8 protein-coding genes, 1 rRNA gene and 1 pseudogene are annotated in these 17,739 nt (G+C 60.2%); 7 read left to right on the forward strand and 3 right to left on the reverse strand.

Annotated features, from left to right (window positions below):
• A pseudogene (locus AC1RS8_RS27810) lies at positions 1-7,128 on the forward strand (LapA family giant adhesin); the annotation flags it as partial.
• Between the two features lie 146 nt (positions 7,129-7,274).
• Positions 7,275-7,613 (forward strand): tryptophan synthase subunit beta, encoded by a 339-nt coding sequence (locus AC1RS8_RS27815; RefSeq protein WP_489339512.1) that lies wholly within the window; start codon positions 7,275-7,277, stop codon positions 7,611-7,613.
• A 45-nt stretch (positions 7,614-7,658) separates the two neighbouring features.
• Here the strand turns inward: AC1RS8_RS27815 and lapD are convergent, their stop codons facing one another.
• Together lapD and lapG are read right to left on the reverse strand one after the other, a co-directional pair.
• On the reverse strand, positions 7,659-9,605 hold the full coding sequence (lapD, locus tag AC1RS8_RS27820; RefSeq protein ID WP_090452371.1) for a cyclic di-GMP receptor LapD: 1,947 nt from the start codon (positions 9,603-9,605) through the stop codon (positions 7,659-7,661).
• 14 nt (positions 9,606-9,619) lie between these two features.
• Positions 9,620-10,312: a cysteine protease LapG gene (lapG, locus tag AC1RS8_RS27825; RefSeq protein ID WP_057712560.1), complete on the reverse strand. Its 693-nt coding sequence runs from the start codon at positions 10,310-10,312 to the stop codon at positions 9,620-9,622.
• 196 nt (positions 10,313-10,508) lie between these two features.
• Here lapG and AC1RS8_RS27830 point away from each other — a divergent pair, with 196 nt between their 5' ends.
• From AC1RS8_RS27830 to AC1RS8_RS27850, 5 genes are all read left to right on the forward strand, one after another.
• The gene (locus AC1RS8_RS27830) at positions 10,509-11,219 is read left to right on the forward strand and encodes a GntR family transcriptional regulator (protein WP_349737046.1); all 711 of its coding nucleotides are present in this window, start codon (positions 10,509-10,511) and stop codon (positions 11,217-11,219) included.
• A 723-nt stretch (positions 11,220-11,942) separates the two neighbouring features.
• The gene (locus tag AC1RS8_RS27835; protein WP_218495515.1) at positions 11,943-12,719 is read left to right on the forward strand and encodes a DUF3050 domain-containing protein; all 777 of its coding nucleotides are present in this window, start codon (positions 11,943-11,945) and stop codon (positions 12,717-12,719) included.
• Positions 12,716-13,645 carry a diiron oxygenase gene (locus tag AC1RS8_RS27840; RefSeq protein ID WP_154910996.1) on the forward strand — a complete coding sequence of 310 codons (930 nt, stop codon included), beginning with the start codon at positions 12,716-12,718 and terminating at the stop codon, positions 13,643-13,645. The genes AC1RS8_RS27835 and AC1RS8_RS27840 overlap by 4 nt, the downstream gene beginning before the upstream one ends.
• Positions 13,646-13,658: 13 nt before the next feature.
• Positions 13,659-17,069: an amino acid adenylation domain-containing protein gene (locus tag AC1RS8_RS27845; RefSeq protein WP_489339511.1), complete on the forward strand. Its 3,411-nt coding sequence runs from the start codon at positions 13,659-13,661 to the stop codon at positions 17,067-17,069.
• Positions 17,070-17,091: 22 nt separating this feature from the next.
• Positions 17,092-17,559, forward strand: coding sequence for an SRPBCC family protein (locus tag AC1RS8_RS27850; RefSeq protein ID WP_150815191.1), 468 nt, complete (start codon positions 17,092-17,094; stop codon positions 17,557-17,559).
• 105 nt (positions 17,560-17,664) lie between these two features.
• Here AC1RS8_RS27850 and rrf read toward each other — a convergent pair.
• A 5S ribosomal RNA gene (gene rrf, locus AC1RS8_RS27855) occupies positions 17,665-17,739 on the reverse strand; the annotation flags it as partial.

The raw sequence follows: 17,739 nt of genomic DNA on the forward strand, positions 1-17,739 counted from the left end.
AGCGGCAAGGTCATCACCATCGCCGAAGGCCAGAGCTCCGGCACCCTGCCGGTGACGGTGGGCAACGACGTCTACAAAGGTCCGACCACCGTCACTGAATCCATCAAGGACGCGGTGGGCGGCAACCTCGAGTCCATCGTTCCGATCAAGGCTCCGGTCAGCACCACGGTTACCGATGTCAACGACACCACCACGGTGACCCTGACCGCCACCCCGAGCGTGGACGAAAACGGCACCATCACTTACACCGCCACGCTGACCGATGCCCAAGGCAAACCGGTTACCGCGCAAAACGGTCCGGTCACCGTGACCCTCGACAGCGGCAAGGTCATCACCATCGCCGAAGGCCAGAGCTCCGGCACCCTGCCGGTGACGGTCGGCAACGACCTCTACAAGGGTCCGACCACCGTCACTGAATCCATCAAGAACGCAGTGGGCGGCAACCTGGAATTGGTGTCGCCAAACACAACGCCAGTAACCACCACGGTCAATGACGTCAACGACACCACTACGGTGACCTTGACCGCCACCCCGAGCGTGGATGAGAACGGCACCATCACCTACACCGCGACGCTGACCGACAAAAACGGTGCCCCGGTTACCGCGCAGAACGGTCCGGTGACTGTGACCCTCGACAGCGGCAAGGTGATCACCATCGCTGAAGGTCAGAGCTCCGGCACCCTGCCGGTGACGGTGGGCAACGACCTCTACAAGGGCCCGACCACCGTCACCGAATCCATCAAGGACGCGGTGGGCGGCAACCTCGAGTCCATCGATCCGATCAAGACCCCCGTGGAAACCACGGTTACCGATGTCAACGACACCACCACGGTGACCTTGACCGCGACCCCGAGCGTGGACGAAAACGGCACCATCACTTACACCGCGACCTTGACCGATGCCCAGGGCAAACCGGTCACCGCGCAGAACGGTCCGGTGACCGTGACCCTCGACAGCGGCAAGGTCATCACCATCGCCGAAGGCCAGAGCTCCGGCACCCTGCCGGTGACGGTCGGCAACGACCTCTACAAGGGTCCGACCACCGTCACTGAATCCATCAAGGACACGGTGGGCGGCAACCTGGAATTGGTGTCGCCAAACACAACGCCAGTAACCATCACGGTCAATGACGTCAACGACACCACCACCGTGACCCTGACCGCCACCCCGAGCGTGGCCGAGAACGGCACCATCACTTACACCGCCACGCTGACCGATGCCCAAGGCAAACCGGTCACCGCGCAGAACGGTCCGGTCACCGTGACGTTGGACAGCGGCAAGGTCATCACCATTGCCGAAGGCCAGAGCTCCGGCACCCTGCCGGTGACGGTCGGCAACGACGTCTACAAGGGTCCGACCACCATCACCGAATCCATCAAAGACGCGGTGGGCGGCAACCTCGAGTCCATCGATCCGATCAAGACCCCGGTCAGCACCACGGTTACCGACGTCAACGACACCACCACCGTGACCTTGACCGCCACTCCAAGCGTGGACGAAAACGGCACCATCACCTACACCGCCACGCTGACCGATGCCCAGGGCAAGCCGGTCACCGCGCAGAACGGTCCGGTCACCGTGACCCTCGACAGCGGCAAGGTCATCACCATTGCCGAAGGCCAGAGCTCCGGCACCCTGCCGGTGACGGTGGGCAACGATGTCTACAAGGGCCCGACCACCGTCACCGAATCCATCAAGGACGCGGTGGGTGGCAACCTGGAATTGGTGTCGCCAAACACAACGCCAGTAACCACCACGGTCAATGACGTCAACGACACCACCACGGTGACCTTGACCGCGACCCCGAGTGTGGATGAGAACGGCACCATCACTTACACCGCGACCTTGACCGATGCCCAGGGCAAACCGGTCACCGCGCAGAACGGTCCGGTGACTGTGACCCTCGACAGCGGCAAGGTCATCACCATCGCCGAAGGCCAGAGCTCCGGCACCCTGCCGGTGACGGTGGGCAACGACGTCTACAAGGGTCCGACCACCATCACCGAATCCATCAAGAACGCAGTGGGCGGCAACCTCGAGTCCATCGATCCGATCAAGACCCCGGTGGAAACCACGGTTACCGATGTCAACGACACCACTACGGTGACCTTGACCGCGACCCCGAGCGTGGATGAGAACGGCACCATCACTTACACCGCCACGCTGACCGATGCCCAGGGCAAACCGGTCACCGCGCAGAACGGACCGGTGACCGTGACCCTCGACAGCGGCAAGGTGATCACCATCGCCGAAGGCCAGAGTTCCGGCACCCTGCCGGTGACGGTCGGCAACGACGTCTACAAAGGTCCGACCACCGTGACCGAGTCGATTAAGTCGGCCGACGGTGGCAACCTGGAGCTGGTGTCACCAAACACAACGCCAGTAACCACCACGGTCAATGACGTCAACGACACCTCCACCGTGACCTTGACCGCCACCCCGAGCGTGGACGAAAACGGCACCATCACTTACACCGCCACGCTGACCGATGCCCAAGGCAAACCGGTCACCGCGCAAAACGGTCCGGTCACCGTGACCCTCGACAGCGGTAAGGTCATCACCATTGCCGAAGGCCAGAGCTCCGGCACCCTGCCGGTGACGGTCGGCAACGACGTTTACAAAGGTCCAACCACCGTCACTGAATCCATCAAGGACGCGGTGGGCGGCAACCTGGAATTGGTGTCACCAAATACAACGCCAGTAACCACCACGGTCAATGACGTCAACGACACCACCACCGTGACCTTGACCGCCACCCCGAGCGTGGACGAAAACGGCACCATCACCTACACCGCCACGTTGACCGATGCCCAAGGCAAACCGGTCACCGCGCAAAACGGTCCGGTGACCGTGACCCTCGACAGCGGCAAGGTCATCACCATCGCCGAAGGCCAGAGTTCCGGCACCCTGCCGGTGACGGTGGGCAACGACGTCTACAAAGGTCCGACCACCGTCACCGAATCCATCAAGGACGCGGTGGGCGGCAACCTGGAATTGGTGTCGCCAAACACAACGCCAGTAACCATCACGGTCAATGACGTCAACGACACCACCACCGTGACCCTGACCGCGACCCCGAGCGTGGATGAGAACGGCACCATCACCTACACCGCCACGTTGACCGATGCCCAGGGCAAACCGGTCACCGCGCAGAACGGTCCGGTCACCGTGACGTTGGACAGCGGCAAGGTCATCACCATCACCGAAGGCCAGAGCTCCGGCACCCTGCCGGTGACGGTCGGCAACGACGTCTACATCGGCGCGCCAACCGTTAGCGAATCCATCAAGACCGCCAGCGGCGGCAACCTTGAAGCCATCGGCACGGATAAGACTCCCGCGTCGACCAGCGTCAGTGACTTCCAGGACACCACCACTGTCAGCATCAGCGGCAGCACCTCGGTAACCGAAGGCCAGACCGCCAGTTACACCGTCAGCCTGACTCACCCGGCCCAGACCGAAGTGACGCTGAATATCGTCTACAGCGGTACCGCCGCCGACGGTTCTGACTTCACCGGTGTGTACACCGTGAAGATCCCGGCGGGTGTCAGCAGCGTGCCGTTCGACATTTCGACCATCGATGACAAGATCACCGAAGGCACCGAAAACTTCGTGGTCAAGATCGACTCGGCCACCGGTGGCAACTTCGAGAGCCTGGCGATCAGCGCGTCCAACGGCAGCGTCAGCACTTCGATCATCGACAACGATGCACCACCATTACTGGACCTCGACGCCAACAACTCCAGTGGCGCCACCGGGGCCGACCACAAGGTGACGTTCACCGAAAACACTGCCGGCCCTGGCGTGTCGATCGGCGATACCGACCTGAGCATCGCCGACCCGGACAGCACCTTGCTGACCGGCGCGACCATCGTACTGACCAATCGTCAGGACGGCGATGCGCTGAACCTGGGCAACAGCGTCAACGGCATCACCATCAATGCCAACAGCACCAATGGCACCGTCACGCTGACCTTGTCGGGTAGCGCAACGCTGGCCGACTACATGCAGCAGATCAAGAACATCACCTTCACCAACAACAGTGAAGATCCGAGCACAGTGCCGCGCATCATCACCGTGACGGTGACCGATGGCAGCAACTACTCCAACACCGCGACCACCACGGTCAACGTGGTGGCGGTCAATGACGCACCGGTCGCAGCACCGGTCAACGTCACCGGCACCGAAGAAACGCCACTGATCCTCGGCTGGTCGACCTTCGGCGTCAGCGACGTCGACAGTCCGGCCACCAGCCAGGGCGTGAAAATCACCCAGCTGCCGGGCGAGGGTAAACTGCAGTACCTGGACGGCTCGACCTGGAAAGATGTCGCCGCCGACCAGACCTTCAGCAAAGCCGACATCGACGCTGGCAAACTGCGCTTCATGCCGGATGCCAACGAATCGGGCGTGGACGGATACGGTGGTACCAACCTGGGCAACAACCAGGCCGACTACGCACAGATCAAGTTCCAGCCAACCGACGGCCAGGCGCTGGGCAACACCGGCACGATCAAGATCGACATCGCCCCAGTGGCGGATGCCCCGACCCTGAGCGTTGCCGACAACAGCGTGAGGTCCACCGGGCTGATCAAGGAAGTCTGGACCGGTCTGTCGGGCCTGGGTACCAGCGGCAACGGCGCGGACTCGACCACGCTGAAAAATGTGATCGACGCCGCTGGCACACCGAACTCCAAAGGCACCGTGACCAACGTGCAGTCCGACGGTAGCGTGACCGCCGGTACGGCGTCGAAAACCTCCGGCCTGATCTACCTCGAAGCCGGCAAGACCTATACCTTCAGCGGTGTTGGCGATGACAGCCTGCTGGTGACTATCGGAGGCAAGAACGTGGCCGCAATCACGTGGGGCGCGGGCGGCAACCTCAATGGTTCGTACACCCCGACCACCAGCGGCTACTACACCCTGGACATCTACCACCACAACCAGAGCGGCCCGGGCAGCTATGACGTCAACCTGTCGGTCAATGGCAGCACGCCGATCGACCTGAGCAGTGCCGGCGTACCGATTTACACTGGCGTGTCAGATCTGGTGAATGCCGGCGTGACCGTGTCCGACTTGCACGGCTCCAATGGCGAAGGCTACTACGACGGTTACAAACTCAACACCGGCGCCGAAGGCACCAGTGTGAAATTGTCCGCCATCACCACCGCGCTGACCGACACCGACGGCTCGGAAAGCCTGAGCCTGAAGATCAGCGGCATGCCGGTCGGCTCGGTGCTCACCGACGGCGCGGGACATACCTTCACGGTCACCGCGACCAATGGCGAGGCCAACGTGACGGGCTGGAGCCTCGGCTCTCTGACTGTCACTCCACCACCGTACTACAACGGCCAGTTCAACCTGACCGTGACCTCGACCTCCACCGAGGCCCTGGGTGGTTCGGCCAGCAGCACTTCACAGATCCCCGTGACTGTGTACCCGGCGGTCTACAACGCCGTCACCGCCACGGCGGCCGATGACACCATCACCGGCACCGACGGCAATGACATCATCGTCGCCGACATCGGCGGCCTGACCGTGGTGCCGGGCACCAACTACAACATCGCGTTCATGGTCGACAGCTCCGGCAGTATGAGTTCCTCGTCGATCAACTCGGCCAAGGACCAGCTGACGTCGGTGTTCAACACCCTCAAGCAAAGCCTGGGCAGCAACTCGGGTACGGTGAACATCTTCCTGGTGGACTTCGACACCCAGGTCAACAAGTCGGTATCGGTGAACCTCAAAGACCCGAATGCGCTGACTCAGTTGAAGGCGACTCTGGACTCGATGTCATCCGGTGGCGGCACCAACTACGAGGACGTGTTCAAAACCACGGCCAACTGGTTCCAGAGTGCGGACGCCGTGGCCAACATCGGGGCGAAGAACCTCACGTATTTCATTACTGACGGCAAGCCGACTTACTACCAGAGCAGCGAGTCGACCAACCCGACCCTGTATGGCAGCACAACACTCGATAGCCTGATCACCACCAGCAACTATCAGCTGGGCACAGCGATCAGCCTGTTCCCCGACAGCACGCACCAGATCGACATTACCGCCTCGGGCTATGTGACGGTCTGGACCAAGAGCAGCAACGGTAACAATGGCAACAACGGCAATGGCAACGGCAACGGCAACGGAAGTAGCTGGTCATCCAAGGACTTCGGCTATCTGCATGCCCAGGGTGACGGTACCTACGAGTTCTCGGGGCGTGACGGCGACGGCAACAGCACCGACGGGGACACCACCAGCAACTCCACCGGCAGCTTTACGTTGCTGAGCAACCTGTCGAATGTCGAGGCGATTGGCCTCAACAGCGGAGTGAGCCTCAACGACCTGAAGCCGTACGACTCGAATCAATCGCCACAAACCAACATTGATCCGAAGGACCTGGCCAACTCGATAATCGGCCACACTGAAGCGACGATGCCGGGTCACGATACCGTCAGCGGTGGCGACGGCAACGACCTTCTGTTCGGCGATCTGGTGAGTTTCAACGGCATTGCCGGCGAGGGTTACCAGGCAATGCAAGCCTTCGTGGCGCAGCAATCCGGTGTGGACGTCAGCAACGTCACCACCAGCAATGTGCACCAGTACATCACCGAGCATTACAACGCGTTCGATGTGTCCGGTGCCCATGACGGCAACGACACCCTGCTGGGCGGGGCGGGCAATGACATCCTGTTCGGTTTGGGCGGTAACGACACCCTCGACGGAGGCAAGGGCAATGACATCCTGCTCGGGGGTACCGGCAACGACACGTTGATGGGTGGACAGGGCAACGACATCCTGATCGGTGGTTCCGGTGGTGATACCTTCGTCTGGAAAGCGGGCGACACCGGCAACGACGTGATCAAGGACTTCAAGGCCAGCGAAGGCGACCGGATCGACCTGCGCGATCTGTTGCAGGGTGAAACCGGCAGCACCATCGACAACTTTCTGAAGATCTCCACGGTCGATGGCGTGTCGTCGCTGCAAGTCAGCACAACCGGCCAGTTCAACTCGGGCAATGCGGCCGCCGCCACACCGGACGTGACGATCAAACTGGAAGGCAACAACTGGTCCAGCGCCAACCTGCACAACCTGATTGCCGGTAGCGACCCGACCATCAAGATCGATCACAACAACAGCTGATGCATGATAACGGCCGCTCCCTATGGGGCGGCCGTCACGTTTGCATCCGCTGCCCGGTGACGATTTCGTCGCTGCGCCACATACTGGCGTGCAGTTGACCTATGCTGCTGACAGCATGACGCTGGTTCAATTCTGAGGGATGCTCAATGTTTTACGTGCAACGCGATGCGCAGGGCCTGTTGGTACGCGTGGAACCCGCCGCCTACGCCGAGGCCACGGAAACGCTGGCGGCCGACAATCATGAGATCCAGGCCTGGTTTGCCAACGCGGCTGTGGAAACCAGCCTCAAACAGCTCAAGCAAAGTGACCTGGAAATGATCCGGGTACTCGACGACTTGATTCAGGTGCTGACGCAGAAAGGCGTGATCCGCGTCACCGACCTGCCGACGGCGGCCCAGGCCAAGCTCATGGACCGGAACCAGGCCCGTGAAGCCTTGGGTGGCTTGAGCCAATTGATCGATGATGAGGAGACCGGGCTGATCTGACGCGCCCCTGCGATCATTCCCACGCACGGCGTGGGAGCGATCACATCAGGCCCAGGGTTTTGGCTCGCCGAACAACTGACCCTGTACACCGTATAACCCCATCTCGCGAATCACCGACAACTCCCCTTCTGTCTCGACCCGCTCGGCAATCAGGGGCAAGTCAATGCTGTGCGCCGCTCGCTGGATCGCCTCGATGAACAGGCGTTTGTCACTCTCCAGATCAATCGACCGAATGTAGCTGCCATCGATTTTCAGGTACGCCAGACCCAACCGGGCCAGGTTGCCGATCATGCTGAAGCGGCCACCGAAACGTTGCAGGCTCAGGGAGAACCCCAGTTCGCGCAGGCGCCGGGTCAGTTGCTCCAGCACTGCCTGATCAGGCAGTTGCTCTTCGCCAATTTCCAGGGTCAGACGCGGGCCGAGGTTGGAATGCGAGCGCAGTATCTCGAAGATTTTGTTTTGCGCCTGCGGATCGGCCAGGGTAGCCGACGACAGGTTCAGCGCCAGCGATTCCTCATGCCCGCTCATTTGCTCCAATACCCGCTCGAGCATCAGCCGATCCAGACGTGCAGTCCAGCCGAAGCGCTCCAGCCAAGGCAGAAAACGCCCGGCGGGGATGGTCTGGCCGTGTTCGTCGAGCAGTCGCGACAACACTTTGTAGTGCAACACCAGTTGCGTGTCCTGAGCGGCCACGACCGGTTGGAAATACAGCTCGAAACGCTGCTGTGTCAGCGCCTGGTCGAGCATGAGGTGCCAGGCGTGGTGATCGTCGCCGACACTGGCCGCAAGGCTGTGTTCGATACAGGCCCAATTTTGCTCGCCCTGGCCTTCGGCCTGCGCCAGTGCCTGATCGCCGAGGCTGAGCACGGCTTGCGGCGAGTCGCCGTGAGCAAAAGGCGCCAGGCCGATAGAGGCTACGGCAGCCACATCGGTGGCGCCGGTAGCGTGAAGACTGGCCAAGGCGCTGTCGAGGTTCTGTGCCAATTGCAGCGCTTCTGTGCGCACCAGTCCCGGTGCCAGTACGGCAAATTCGCCACCGCGGATACGGGTGACCAGGTTTTGGGTTTCCGGGTATTTGGCGCACTCGCGGGACAATTGCTCGCCGACGGCCTTGAGCACTTCATCGGTGCGCTGACCACCAAGGCGCTGGTTGAGACCGGCCAGATCCTTGACCCGCAACAGCAGCAGGTAACCGGAACTGGCCTGCTCCGGGTTGCTTACCCGCGCATTCAATTGCATCTCGAAATAACGCCGGTTGGCCAACCCGGTCAACGAGTCCTGATAGGACTCGACCCGAAGTTTTTCACTGCGTTCGGCCTGTTCCTGGAAGAGTGCCTTGAGCTTCTCGACCATCTGGTTCATGGCCTGCACTACCCGGCGAAGTTCGGGGGTGCGCGGCAGTTCTGGCAGACTGAGGAATTCCCGCCGGGCGATAGCGTGGGATTGCTTGACCATGTAATCCAGCGGTCTCAATTGCTGACGCAGCAACAATGCGCCCAGTACCGCACTGACCGCGCCACATAGCAGCAACCAGCCCAGGCTGCCCAAAGCGCTTTGCCATAGTTTGGCCAGCGCAAACATCGGGTGGCTGACCACCTCGACCCGGGCAGCCTGCTCCCAGCCACGGCTGACGATCGCATCACCACCGGCGGGCTCCAGGCCGATCAGTTTGACGAACCAGTCCGGAACATTGTTGACCGCCGGAATGCCCGTGCGCTCGACCAGGGTCTGATTGGTCTTCACATCGACCACGCGGATGCTCGCGTAGTAACCGCTGTCGAAAATCGAGCTGACCAGCAACTCGACCATCGCCGGGTCGTCGATGTTCGGTGTCAGGGACAGCGCCAGCGCCGTCGCGGCGTCCTGGGCATGGGAGCGCAACTGGTTGACGTACTGAGTACGCGAGCTCTCCAGACTGACCATGAAACTGCCGGTGAAGGCGACCACCAGGAACAGACAGATAGCAATCAACAGCTGTTTGAACAAAGACATCTGAGCACGTGCTCCTAGTTAGTCGTCTCGACCGGGAATCCTTCGGCCTGCATTTTTTTCAACACATCCTGCCAACGCGAAAGGCGTTTGGTATCGCCAACCTTTTTATTGCCCTTGGCACCCGGTAACCACATCCCTTCCGCGTTGAAAGAGTAGACCGGCAGCAAATCCTTTCGCTGGCTGGCCGGCTTGATTGCATCAATCAGGCTGTCGAGCACCAGGGGCTCGGCCTCCGGACTCGAGTAGTAGGTCAGCACCATGTGCGCACGGTTCTGGGTCAGTGCCTTGACATAGGTGATACGCAGCTTTTCACTGGCTACACCGAGGTGTCGCAGGCTGAAGTACTTGGCAATAGCGTAGTCTTCACAGTCGCCGGCGCCTTTCCAGAGGGCTTCGATCGGGGTTTCCCAGTAGTCGACTTCATGCCACAGATCCATGTCTTCGACGTATCGCAGCTGTTTGTTGAAGAAGCGATTGACCACATTGAGTTGTTCCAGCTCGCCGATCTGCTTCTGGCTGGTCAACAAGTATTGCCAATCATTAATGCGCTGCTGACCTTCTCCCAAAGGTCCGTACAATGCCTGCGCTCGCCGGCTGATCAGGGAAAAATCCCAATCGGCGCTCAAGCTGCCCAGCATCACGCCAGTCAGCAGCAATGCGCTGCACAGCCAGCGTAAAACCCGGGGGATCGTTAAACTTGCCACCAATGCGAGGCATCCTGGATAGGCAGGAGGGAGTCGTTCGAATGGTGAAGGTTAGCCCGGAAAAAGACAATGGCACGGTGAGATCACTGGCGGCGCGCTAAACTGGAAGAAAGGCACTCCAGAGCTTGTTTGACAAGCAGTCAGCCAGTCACTAGTGTCATTTGGATCCAAAAATATTCCATCAATCAGGGTGCGTTTAGTGACACAAAAGCCCAACCCTCTCAGCAGTATCAAGGTCAACGGGCCGATTCCTGCACACATGGCACGCTCGGTGATCGAAGAAACCCTGCGCGCGGCCATACTCGACGGGCGCATTCCTTGCGGTGCGGCCTTGCGCCAGCAAGACCTCGCCGACCTGTTCGGCGTCAGCCGCATGCCTGTACGCGAAGCCTTGCGCCAACTCGAAGCACAATCGTTGCTCAATGTGGTTGCCCATAAGGGCGCCGTGGTCGCGCCGCTGGTACAGGGCGATGCCGTGGAAACCTACGCGCTGCGCATCCTGCTGGAATCCGAAGCCCTGCGTCTCTCGGTACCACTGCTCCAGGACGAAGATCTCGAACAGGCTGCCCGCTACATCGATGCACTGGAAACGGAAAGCGACTACACCGAAATCGGTCGGCTCAATCGCCTGTTCCACATGGCGCTTTACACCCGGGCGCCGAATCGCCGTCTGTTGAAACTGGTCGAAGACGGCCTGAACGAAGAAGAACGGTTCCTGCGCTTCAACCTGGAAGCCATGGGCCTGGGCAAACTCTCCCAGGATGACCACAAGGCACTGCTGCAGGCAGCCGAAGCCCGGGACGTCGAACACTCCGTGCAGCTGCTCGAGCATCACCTGAACCGAGGGGTCGAGGTCATTACGCGCTACCTCAACAGCCCTGAAGTCCAAGCCAGGAACAGATCGAAGTAGCCCGCGGCGGCAAGCCCGGGGAATGTAACGAAGGGTTTTCCTCGCTTGCCGCGCACTCCCCCAAATGCTCCGCGAATGATTTGATTACAAATCCCCCGCCCCCATACCACACCGCCCTTGCGGCGCCATACCGCGCCCCAACGCCCCGCCGCCTTAAAACCCGACCATTGCAACGTTTGCGTGATGCCTCAGTAATGGCGGCCACCTCGATTTACGCCCACTCTGGATAACCAGGACAAAAAACGGGTGACGCTCCGTGCGAATGGAGCAGTCTCTGCCCCCAGAAGCGAAGGAAGGAGCCTCATCACGGGACCGGAAGGATCGGTATCACTCGCGACCCAATTCCACCCCCTCAGACACCCACAACGACGCCCGTAAAAAGTTACTTCGAGTGAGGCATTCACTCTTTGTTTAATTCTGACTTACATAAGCCGGAAGGAGTAACTACGTCAAAATAAAACCAATATGAAAAGTTTTATTGGAACTTGTCATCTTCGAAAAAGTTGAACATTTAAATAATAACAAAACAACTTGATCAAGACTTTATATGTGTATTAGTTTTTCTTCGCCGCCAGCCACAAACGGCAGTAACGCTTCAGCTACTCGGCATCAATAGCACTGAAAAAGATCAATACGTTTGAGGTACCCGTTCGCCAGGAGAAAACTTACAGCGAACTTCAGTGCTTGATTACTTCTCACCCCGGATCATTTACAGGCTCATCCATGAAACCAACTAAAGAACGTCTGCTTCAAAAAAAATCAGAACTTAGCGAGCACCCGATCTTCTCTGAAATACATTCGCTGCCGGTCCTGCGACGCTTCATGGAAACCCACGTGTTTGCCGTATGGGACTTCATGTCGCTGACCAAGCGCCTGCAACAGGAATTGACCTGCGTGCGACTGCCCTGGCTACCACCGCAGGATCCCCAGGCCGCGCGGTTGATCAACGAGATCGTACTGGGTGAGGAGTCGGATGATCGTCCGGCCCGGGGTCATTACAGCCACTTCGAGTTGTACCTGGATGCAATGCGCGAGGTCGGCGCCTGTACCGTTGCCATCGAACGCTTCGTGGCCCTGCAGCAAGAGGGTGTGAGCTACGACGTGGCCTTGCAGAGCATCAAGGTCGATCCGGCGGCCGCGGATTTCGTTCGCCATACGCTACACACCGCACTACATGCGCCGGGTCACAGTGTGGCGGCGGCGTTTCTGCACGGTCGCGAGAGCGTTATCCCGCAGATGTTCCAGCGCATCCTCGACGATTGGGGCATCGGCATCGAACAGGCACCGACTTTCCGGTACTACCTCGAACGGCACATTGAGGTCGATTCCGAGGACCACGGCCCGGCAGCGGAAAAGCTCCTGTCGCGACTGGTCGATAGCGACCCGCAACGGCAGGAAGATGTGTACGCGAGCGCCATCGCAGCCGTGGAAAGTCGTATCGCCCTGTGGGACGGGTTGCGCCTGAGCATGAACGTATCCGTCACGGAGGTGAGCGCATGAACGCCGCAGACTACCAATCCTTCGCTGATGCCTGGGAGAGCCGCGCGACCATCCGAACCCGCCCGCGTCGTGTGCTGGAAAACGACGACAAACTGATCTACCCGTTGAGCCGCCAACCGCTGGTACTGAGCGAAACCTTTGTGCGCCAATGCCCGGAACAGCGCGACTTCGCCCTGGTGCAAACCCTCTACAAGTTCATCAACGATGTGGTGATCTTCGAAACCGAGATCGTCGACAAAACCGCCCGCAGCATCGCCAAGAATCGCTTCGCGGTCGAGTTCCCGTTCGCCTGCCGCTACGACGCCATGACTGTCGTGGTGGACGAGGATTATCACGCACTGGTGGCGATGGATTTCATGCAACAGACCATCGCGTTGACCGGCATCACCCCCATTGAATTGCCGGATGAAATCGAACTGAGCCGAGCAATACCGGCGGCCGTGGCGCTCGCACCGGAGCACCTGCGTAGCGCTGTAGAACTGATCTGCGTGGCCATCGCCGAAAACACGGTGACCGGTGATGTCGCCGCGTTTGCCAAGGACGACACGGTCAAGCAATCGATCAAGGGCCTGATGGCCGATCACTTGCTGGACGAGGGGCGTCACTCCGGTTTTTGGGCACGGCTGGTACGCATCTACTGGCATGCCGCAAGTGCAGACGACCGCCAGTGCATCGCCCAGATCTTGCCGGTGTTCATTGCTCATTACCTGACCAACGACATCCAGAAATCCTTCGACTTCTGCCTGATCGACGCACTGCAGATCAACGACTCGGCGCGCCACGCCCTCAGGAACGAAGTATCGGCACTGGCCTTCCCGATAAGTCGCCATCACCCGCTGGTGGCCAACATTGTGCGGTTTTTCCACAGCAGTTCGTTGCTCGATTCGCCGTGCGTACAAACCGCCCTCAGCGACTACCTGGTTTGACGAGGAGCCCATCATGAGACGTCTCGACATCTTGCTCATCGGACAAAGCCAGGCACTGACCGAGCTGGCATTGGAACTCGAACAACACGGTCACTCACTGACGCGGATGTTCGCACTCGACGAAATGTCGGGGCCTGCGGATCTACTGATCGACGATGGCACGTCACCTCCGTTCACCTGTCAGGCGCAACGACTGACATTGCAATTGGGCCTTGGCCTGCCGCAGGCGTCCGGCCTGCCTTCGCTGGACCTGTTGTGCAGCCATGGCTCAACGCTGCTGACCCGTGTACCCATCGCCGATGAGCCGTCGGGTAACGGCCAGGCGTTGCGTAGGCAGGCCATGACAGCACTGGTTGACCACGTGGCGCTGCTGGTCAGCCGCTACTCGCGCGATGTCGACTATTTTCGGTTCGCCGAACCCGCCGAACCTGTTCGCTTCGAGCGCATCGAGAGTTTGCGGTTCCTGGACAGCCTCGCGTTCGTGCATCGCCTCAATGCCACCGCCGACCCACGACTGCAGCAACTTGCGCAAACGCCGATGATCGAAAGGCTGGAGCAACAGTGCATCCAGAATGCTGACCGTCCGGCCTTGAGCATCGATGGCACCACCCTCGACTATCGCCAGTTGCACGCCCACAGCCGCGCCATCCAGCAACGCCTTCGACCGCTGCTGGATCAGCATCAAGGCCCGACAGTCGTCGGGATCTGCCTGCCCAAATGCAGCGCGTTGTATGCGGGAATCCTGGCGATCCTGGGCAGCGGCGCGGTGTACTTGCCGCTGGAGCCGAGCCATCCGTTGCAACGTCAGCAGTACATCCTGTCGAATGCCGGCGCGGTGTTGTTGCTGCATGACGGCGAGCATCCCCTGGCGAACGAGATGCCAGGGCTGGACATCAGCAGCATCGACGCCCATGCAGCAGATCTCTCTCAACCGTTGATGCGCCAACGCCCCGACCTCGATACGCCATGCATGGCCCTCTACACCTCGGGCACCACCGGCCATCCGAAGGGCGTGCTGCTCAGCCAGGCCAACCTCGCGCACTTCACCCACTGGTACGCCGACTATGTTCAGCTGACCAGCCAGAGCCGGGTGCTGCAGTTTTCTTCGTTGAGCTTCGACTCATCGCTGATCGACATCTTCCCGACCCTGCTGCAAGGCGCCGAGCTGATCGTGCCCGACGAGGACCAACGTCGCGATCCGCTGCAACTGGTGGAGCTGATTCGTCATCGGCAGCTGAGCCACGCCTTTTTACCGCCCGCCTTGTTGAGCATCCTGCCGCTGGAGCAGTTGCAATGTCTGGACCGTGTGATGACCGGCGGCGATGTCTGCGAACCGTGGGTCATCGAGCAGCTGAGCCGTCAGGGCAAGCTCTACAACCTCTACGGGCCCACCGAGGCCACGGTGCTGATTACCGCGCGCAAACTCCAGCCAGGCGACCACAACCGCTCGCTGGGCGCTCCAATCGCCAACAGCCAGGTGTTGATTCTCGATGACGATTTTCAACCGGTGGCCGAACAGACCGTCGGCGAGTTGTACATTGCCGGCCCGGGCGTGTGCCTGGGATACCTGAACAACCCGCAGCAAACCGCTGAGCGTTATCTGGAACTGAACTTGCCTGATGGCCGGACCCTGCGCGCCTATCGCACCGGGGACATGGCGAAGTGGACGGCTGAAGGGATCGAGCTGTGCGGTCGGCGTGATAATCAGGTGAAGATTCGCGGCTTCCGGGTCGAGCCGGAAGAGATTGAGCGCTGCCTGCGCGACAGCCAGTTGTATCGCCAGGTTGCCGTGATCATCGATAGCCAGCGGCGGATTCTGGCTTTCCTTGCCCAGCCCCGAGAGGACCTTCCCGGCAGCGCTCGCCAGGCGTTGAGGGCCCACGCGACACAGCACCTGCCGGACTACATGCGCCCTGTTGCATGGACCGAGCTGGCAAGCATGCCTTACGCCAGCAATGGCAAGGTCGACCGCAAGGCGTTGCTGGATCTGCCGGTGAGCGTCACCGAGAACCCTTCAAGGCGCCTGCCCGTCAACGCCGATGAGGCCCTGCTGCTGGAAATCTGGGCGCAGTTGCTGGAGCTGCCGGCGAGCGACATTTCCACCGACGAAAGCTTCTTCAATCTGGGCGGGCACTCGATCCTCCTGTCGCGCATGCTCCTGCGACTGCGCGAGGAGTTCGGGCGCAGCATCTCGATCAACCGCTTCATCGAAATGCCCACCCTCGAGAAACTGGCGACACTGGTACGCGGCTTCGGCAGCGAAGAAGTGCTGAGCGAACAGGCCATGCGCGATGCCTTCCGCGAACTGGATATTCAGCCAATGCCCGTCAGCCGCATGGGCGATGTGCACAAGGTGATCGTCACCGGTGCCAACAGTTTTGTCGGTGTACACATCGTTGAGGCATTGCTGGCCTGGGGCGCCAGTGAAGTCGCCTGTCTGGTTCGCGACGGCAACGGGCAATCGGCGAACGAGCGCTTTGCCCAAGCGTTACGGGAGAACCGTCTGGAGCATTTGGATATGAGCCGGGTGCGGGTTTACACGGCAGACGTCACACGGCCGGAACTCGGTTTGGCGCCCGAGGTTTACCAGCGGCTGGATCAGGAATTTGGCGCTCTGGTGCACAACGCGGCCAACGTCAATCACGTCCTCGATTACGAGTCGCTCGCCCGGGACAACGTCGAGCCGATTTTCGAATGTTTGCGCCTGTGCGAAGGACGCAGCAAAAAAATCTTCAACTTCGTCTCGACGCTCTCGGCCTCCAGCACGATATCCGCCGATGGCCGAGTGCTTGAGCTGCCGGCCGCACTCACACCACCGATCTACATCAAGAACGGCTACAACCTGTCCAAATGGGTCGGCGAGCGAATCCTCGAACGGGCACGGGAGCTTGGTGTGCGGGTCAATCTCTACCGTCCCGGCAACATCAGCTTCAACAGCCTCACGGGCGTGTGTCAGCCGCACAAGAATCGCCTGATGCTGATGCTCAAGGGCTCGATCCAGCTTGGCCAAGTACCGGAGTTCGCCTTGAATTTCGACTTGATGCCGGTGGACTTTCTCGCCCGATTCATCGCCTTCCACGCCAGTCGTTATCAACCGGAACAAGCGGTATTCAACCTGCACAACCCCGAGCCCTTGAGCTGGGACAACTACGTGGCGTCCTTCCGCGAGGCAGGCCGCGAATTCACGATGGTCAGCATCGCCGACTGGCAACAGCAACTGGGTCGGGTCGACAGCGACAACGCGTTGTTCGGCGTGCTGGGGTTCTACCTCAACGGCTTCGAGGAGGACATCGGCGATATCTCGATGATCGGCCACGACAACGCCCAAGCCGGTGTTCGGCTAATGGGCGCGCACTACCCGCAAAAGTCCCCGGCGCTGCTGCGTCGCGGCTGCGATTACCTCAAAGAAATCAATTTCATCTGACGCAACCAAACGGAGCAAAACCATGAGTATTCTGCAACCCGACACCCTGATCAAAAACCCTCAAGGCTGCCACGTGGTGTCCTCGGTGGACGTGCCCGCCGATGCCACTCGGGTATGGGCCGTAGTCGGTAACTTTGCCGGCTTCGATCGCTTCATCCCGGCACTGTCGCATATAGAGATGACTGGCGAAGGCGTGTCATCGCTACGCAAAAAGTTTTTCAAGGACGGCAACCTGGTGGTCGAGCAGCTCAACTCCCGGGACGACCAGGCACGGCACATGACCTGGACCACTATCTACAACACCCTGGGTGTGGCCAATCTGTGGGCCGCGATGAGCGTTGAACCACTGGATGCGGACAAGTCCAGAGCCACCTGGACCATCATCGCCGAACCGGCGCAGGGCGCCGCCGAGGCACTGCCGGGCTTCAAGGACTTCGTACAGGGTTTTGCCGATGATGCGATGAACAATGTGCTGAAGCTGTTTGCGTAAGACGTGAAAAAGCCCGTTGTGGAGAGGCTCCACAACGGGCTTTTCAGTACCCCTGAAACGACAAAACCCCTGTCTGCGTTAGCAGACAGGGGTTTCGGAATTCAATCTTGACGATGACCTACTCTCACATGGGGAAACCCCACACTACCATCGGCGATGCATCGTTTCACTGCTGAGTTC

This window comes from Pseudomonas sp. GW821-FHT12A04, assembly GCF_058807755.1.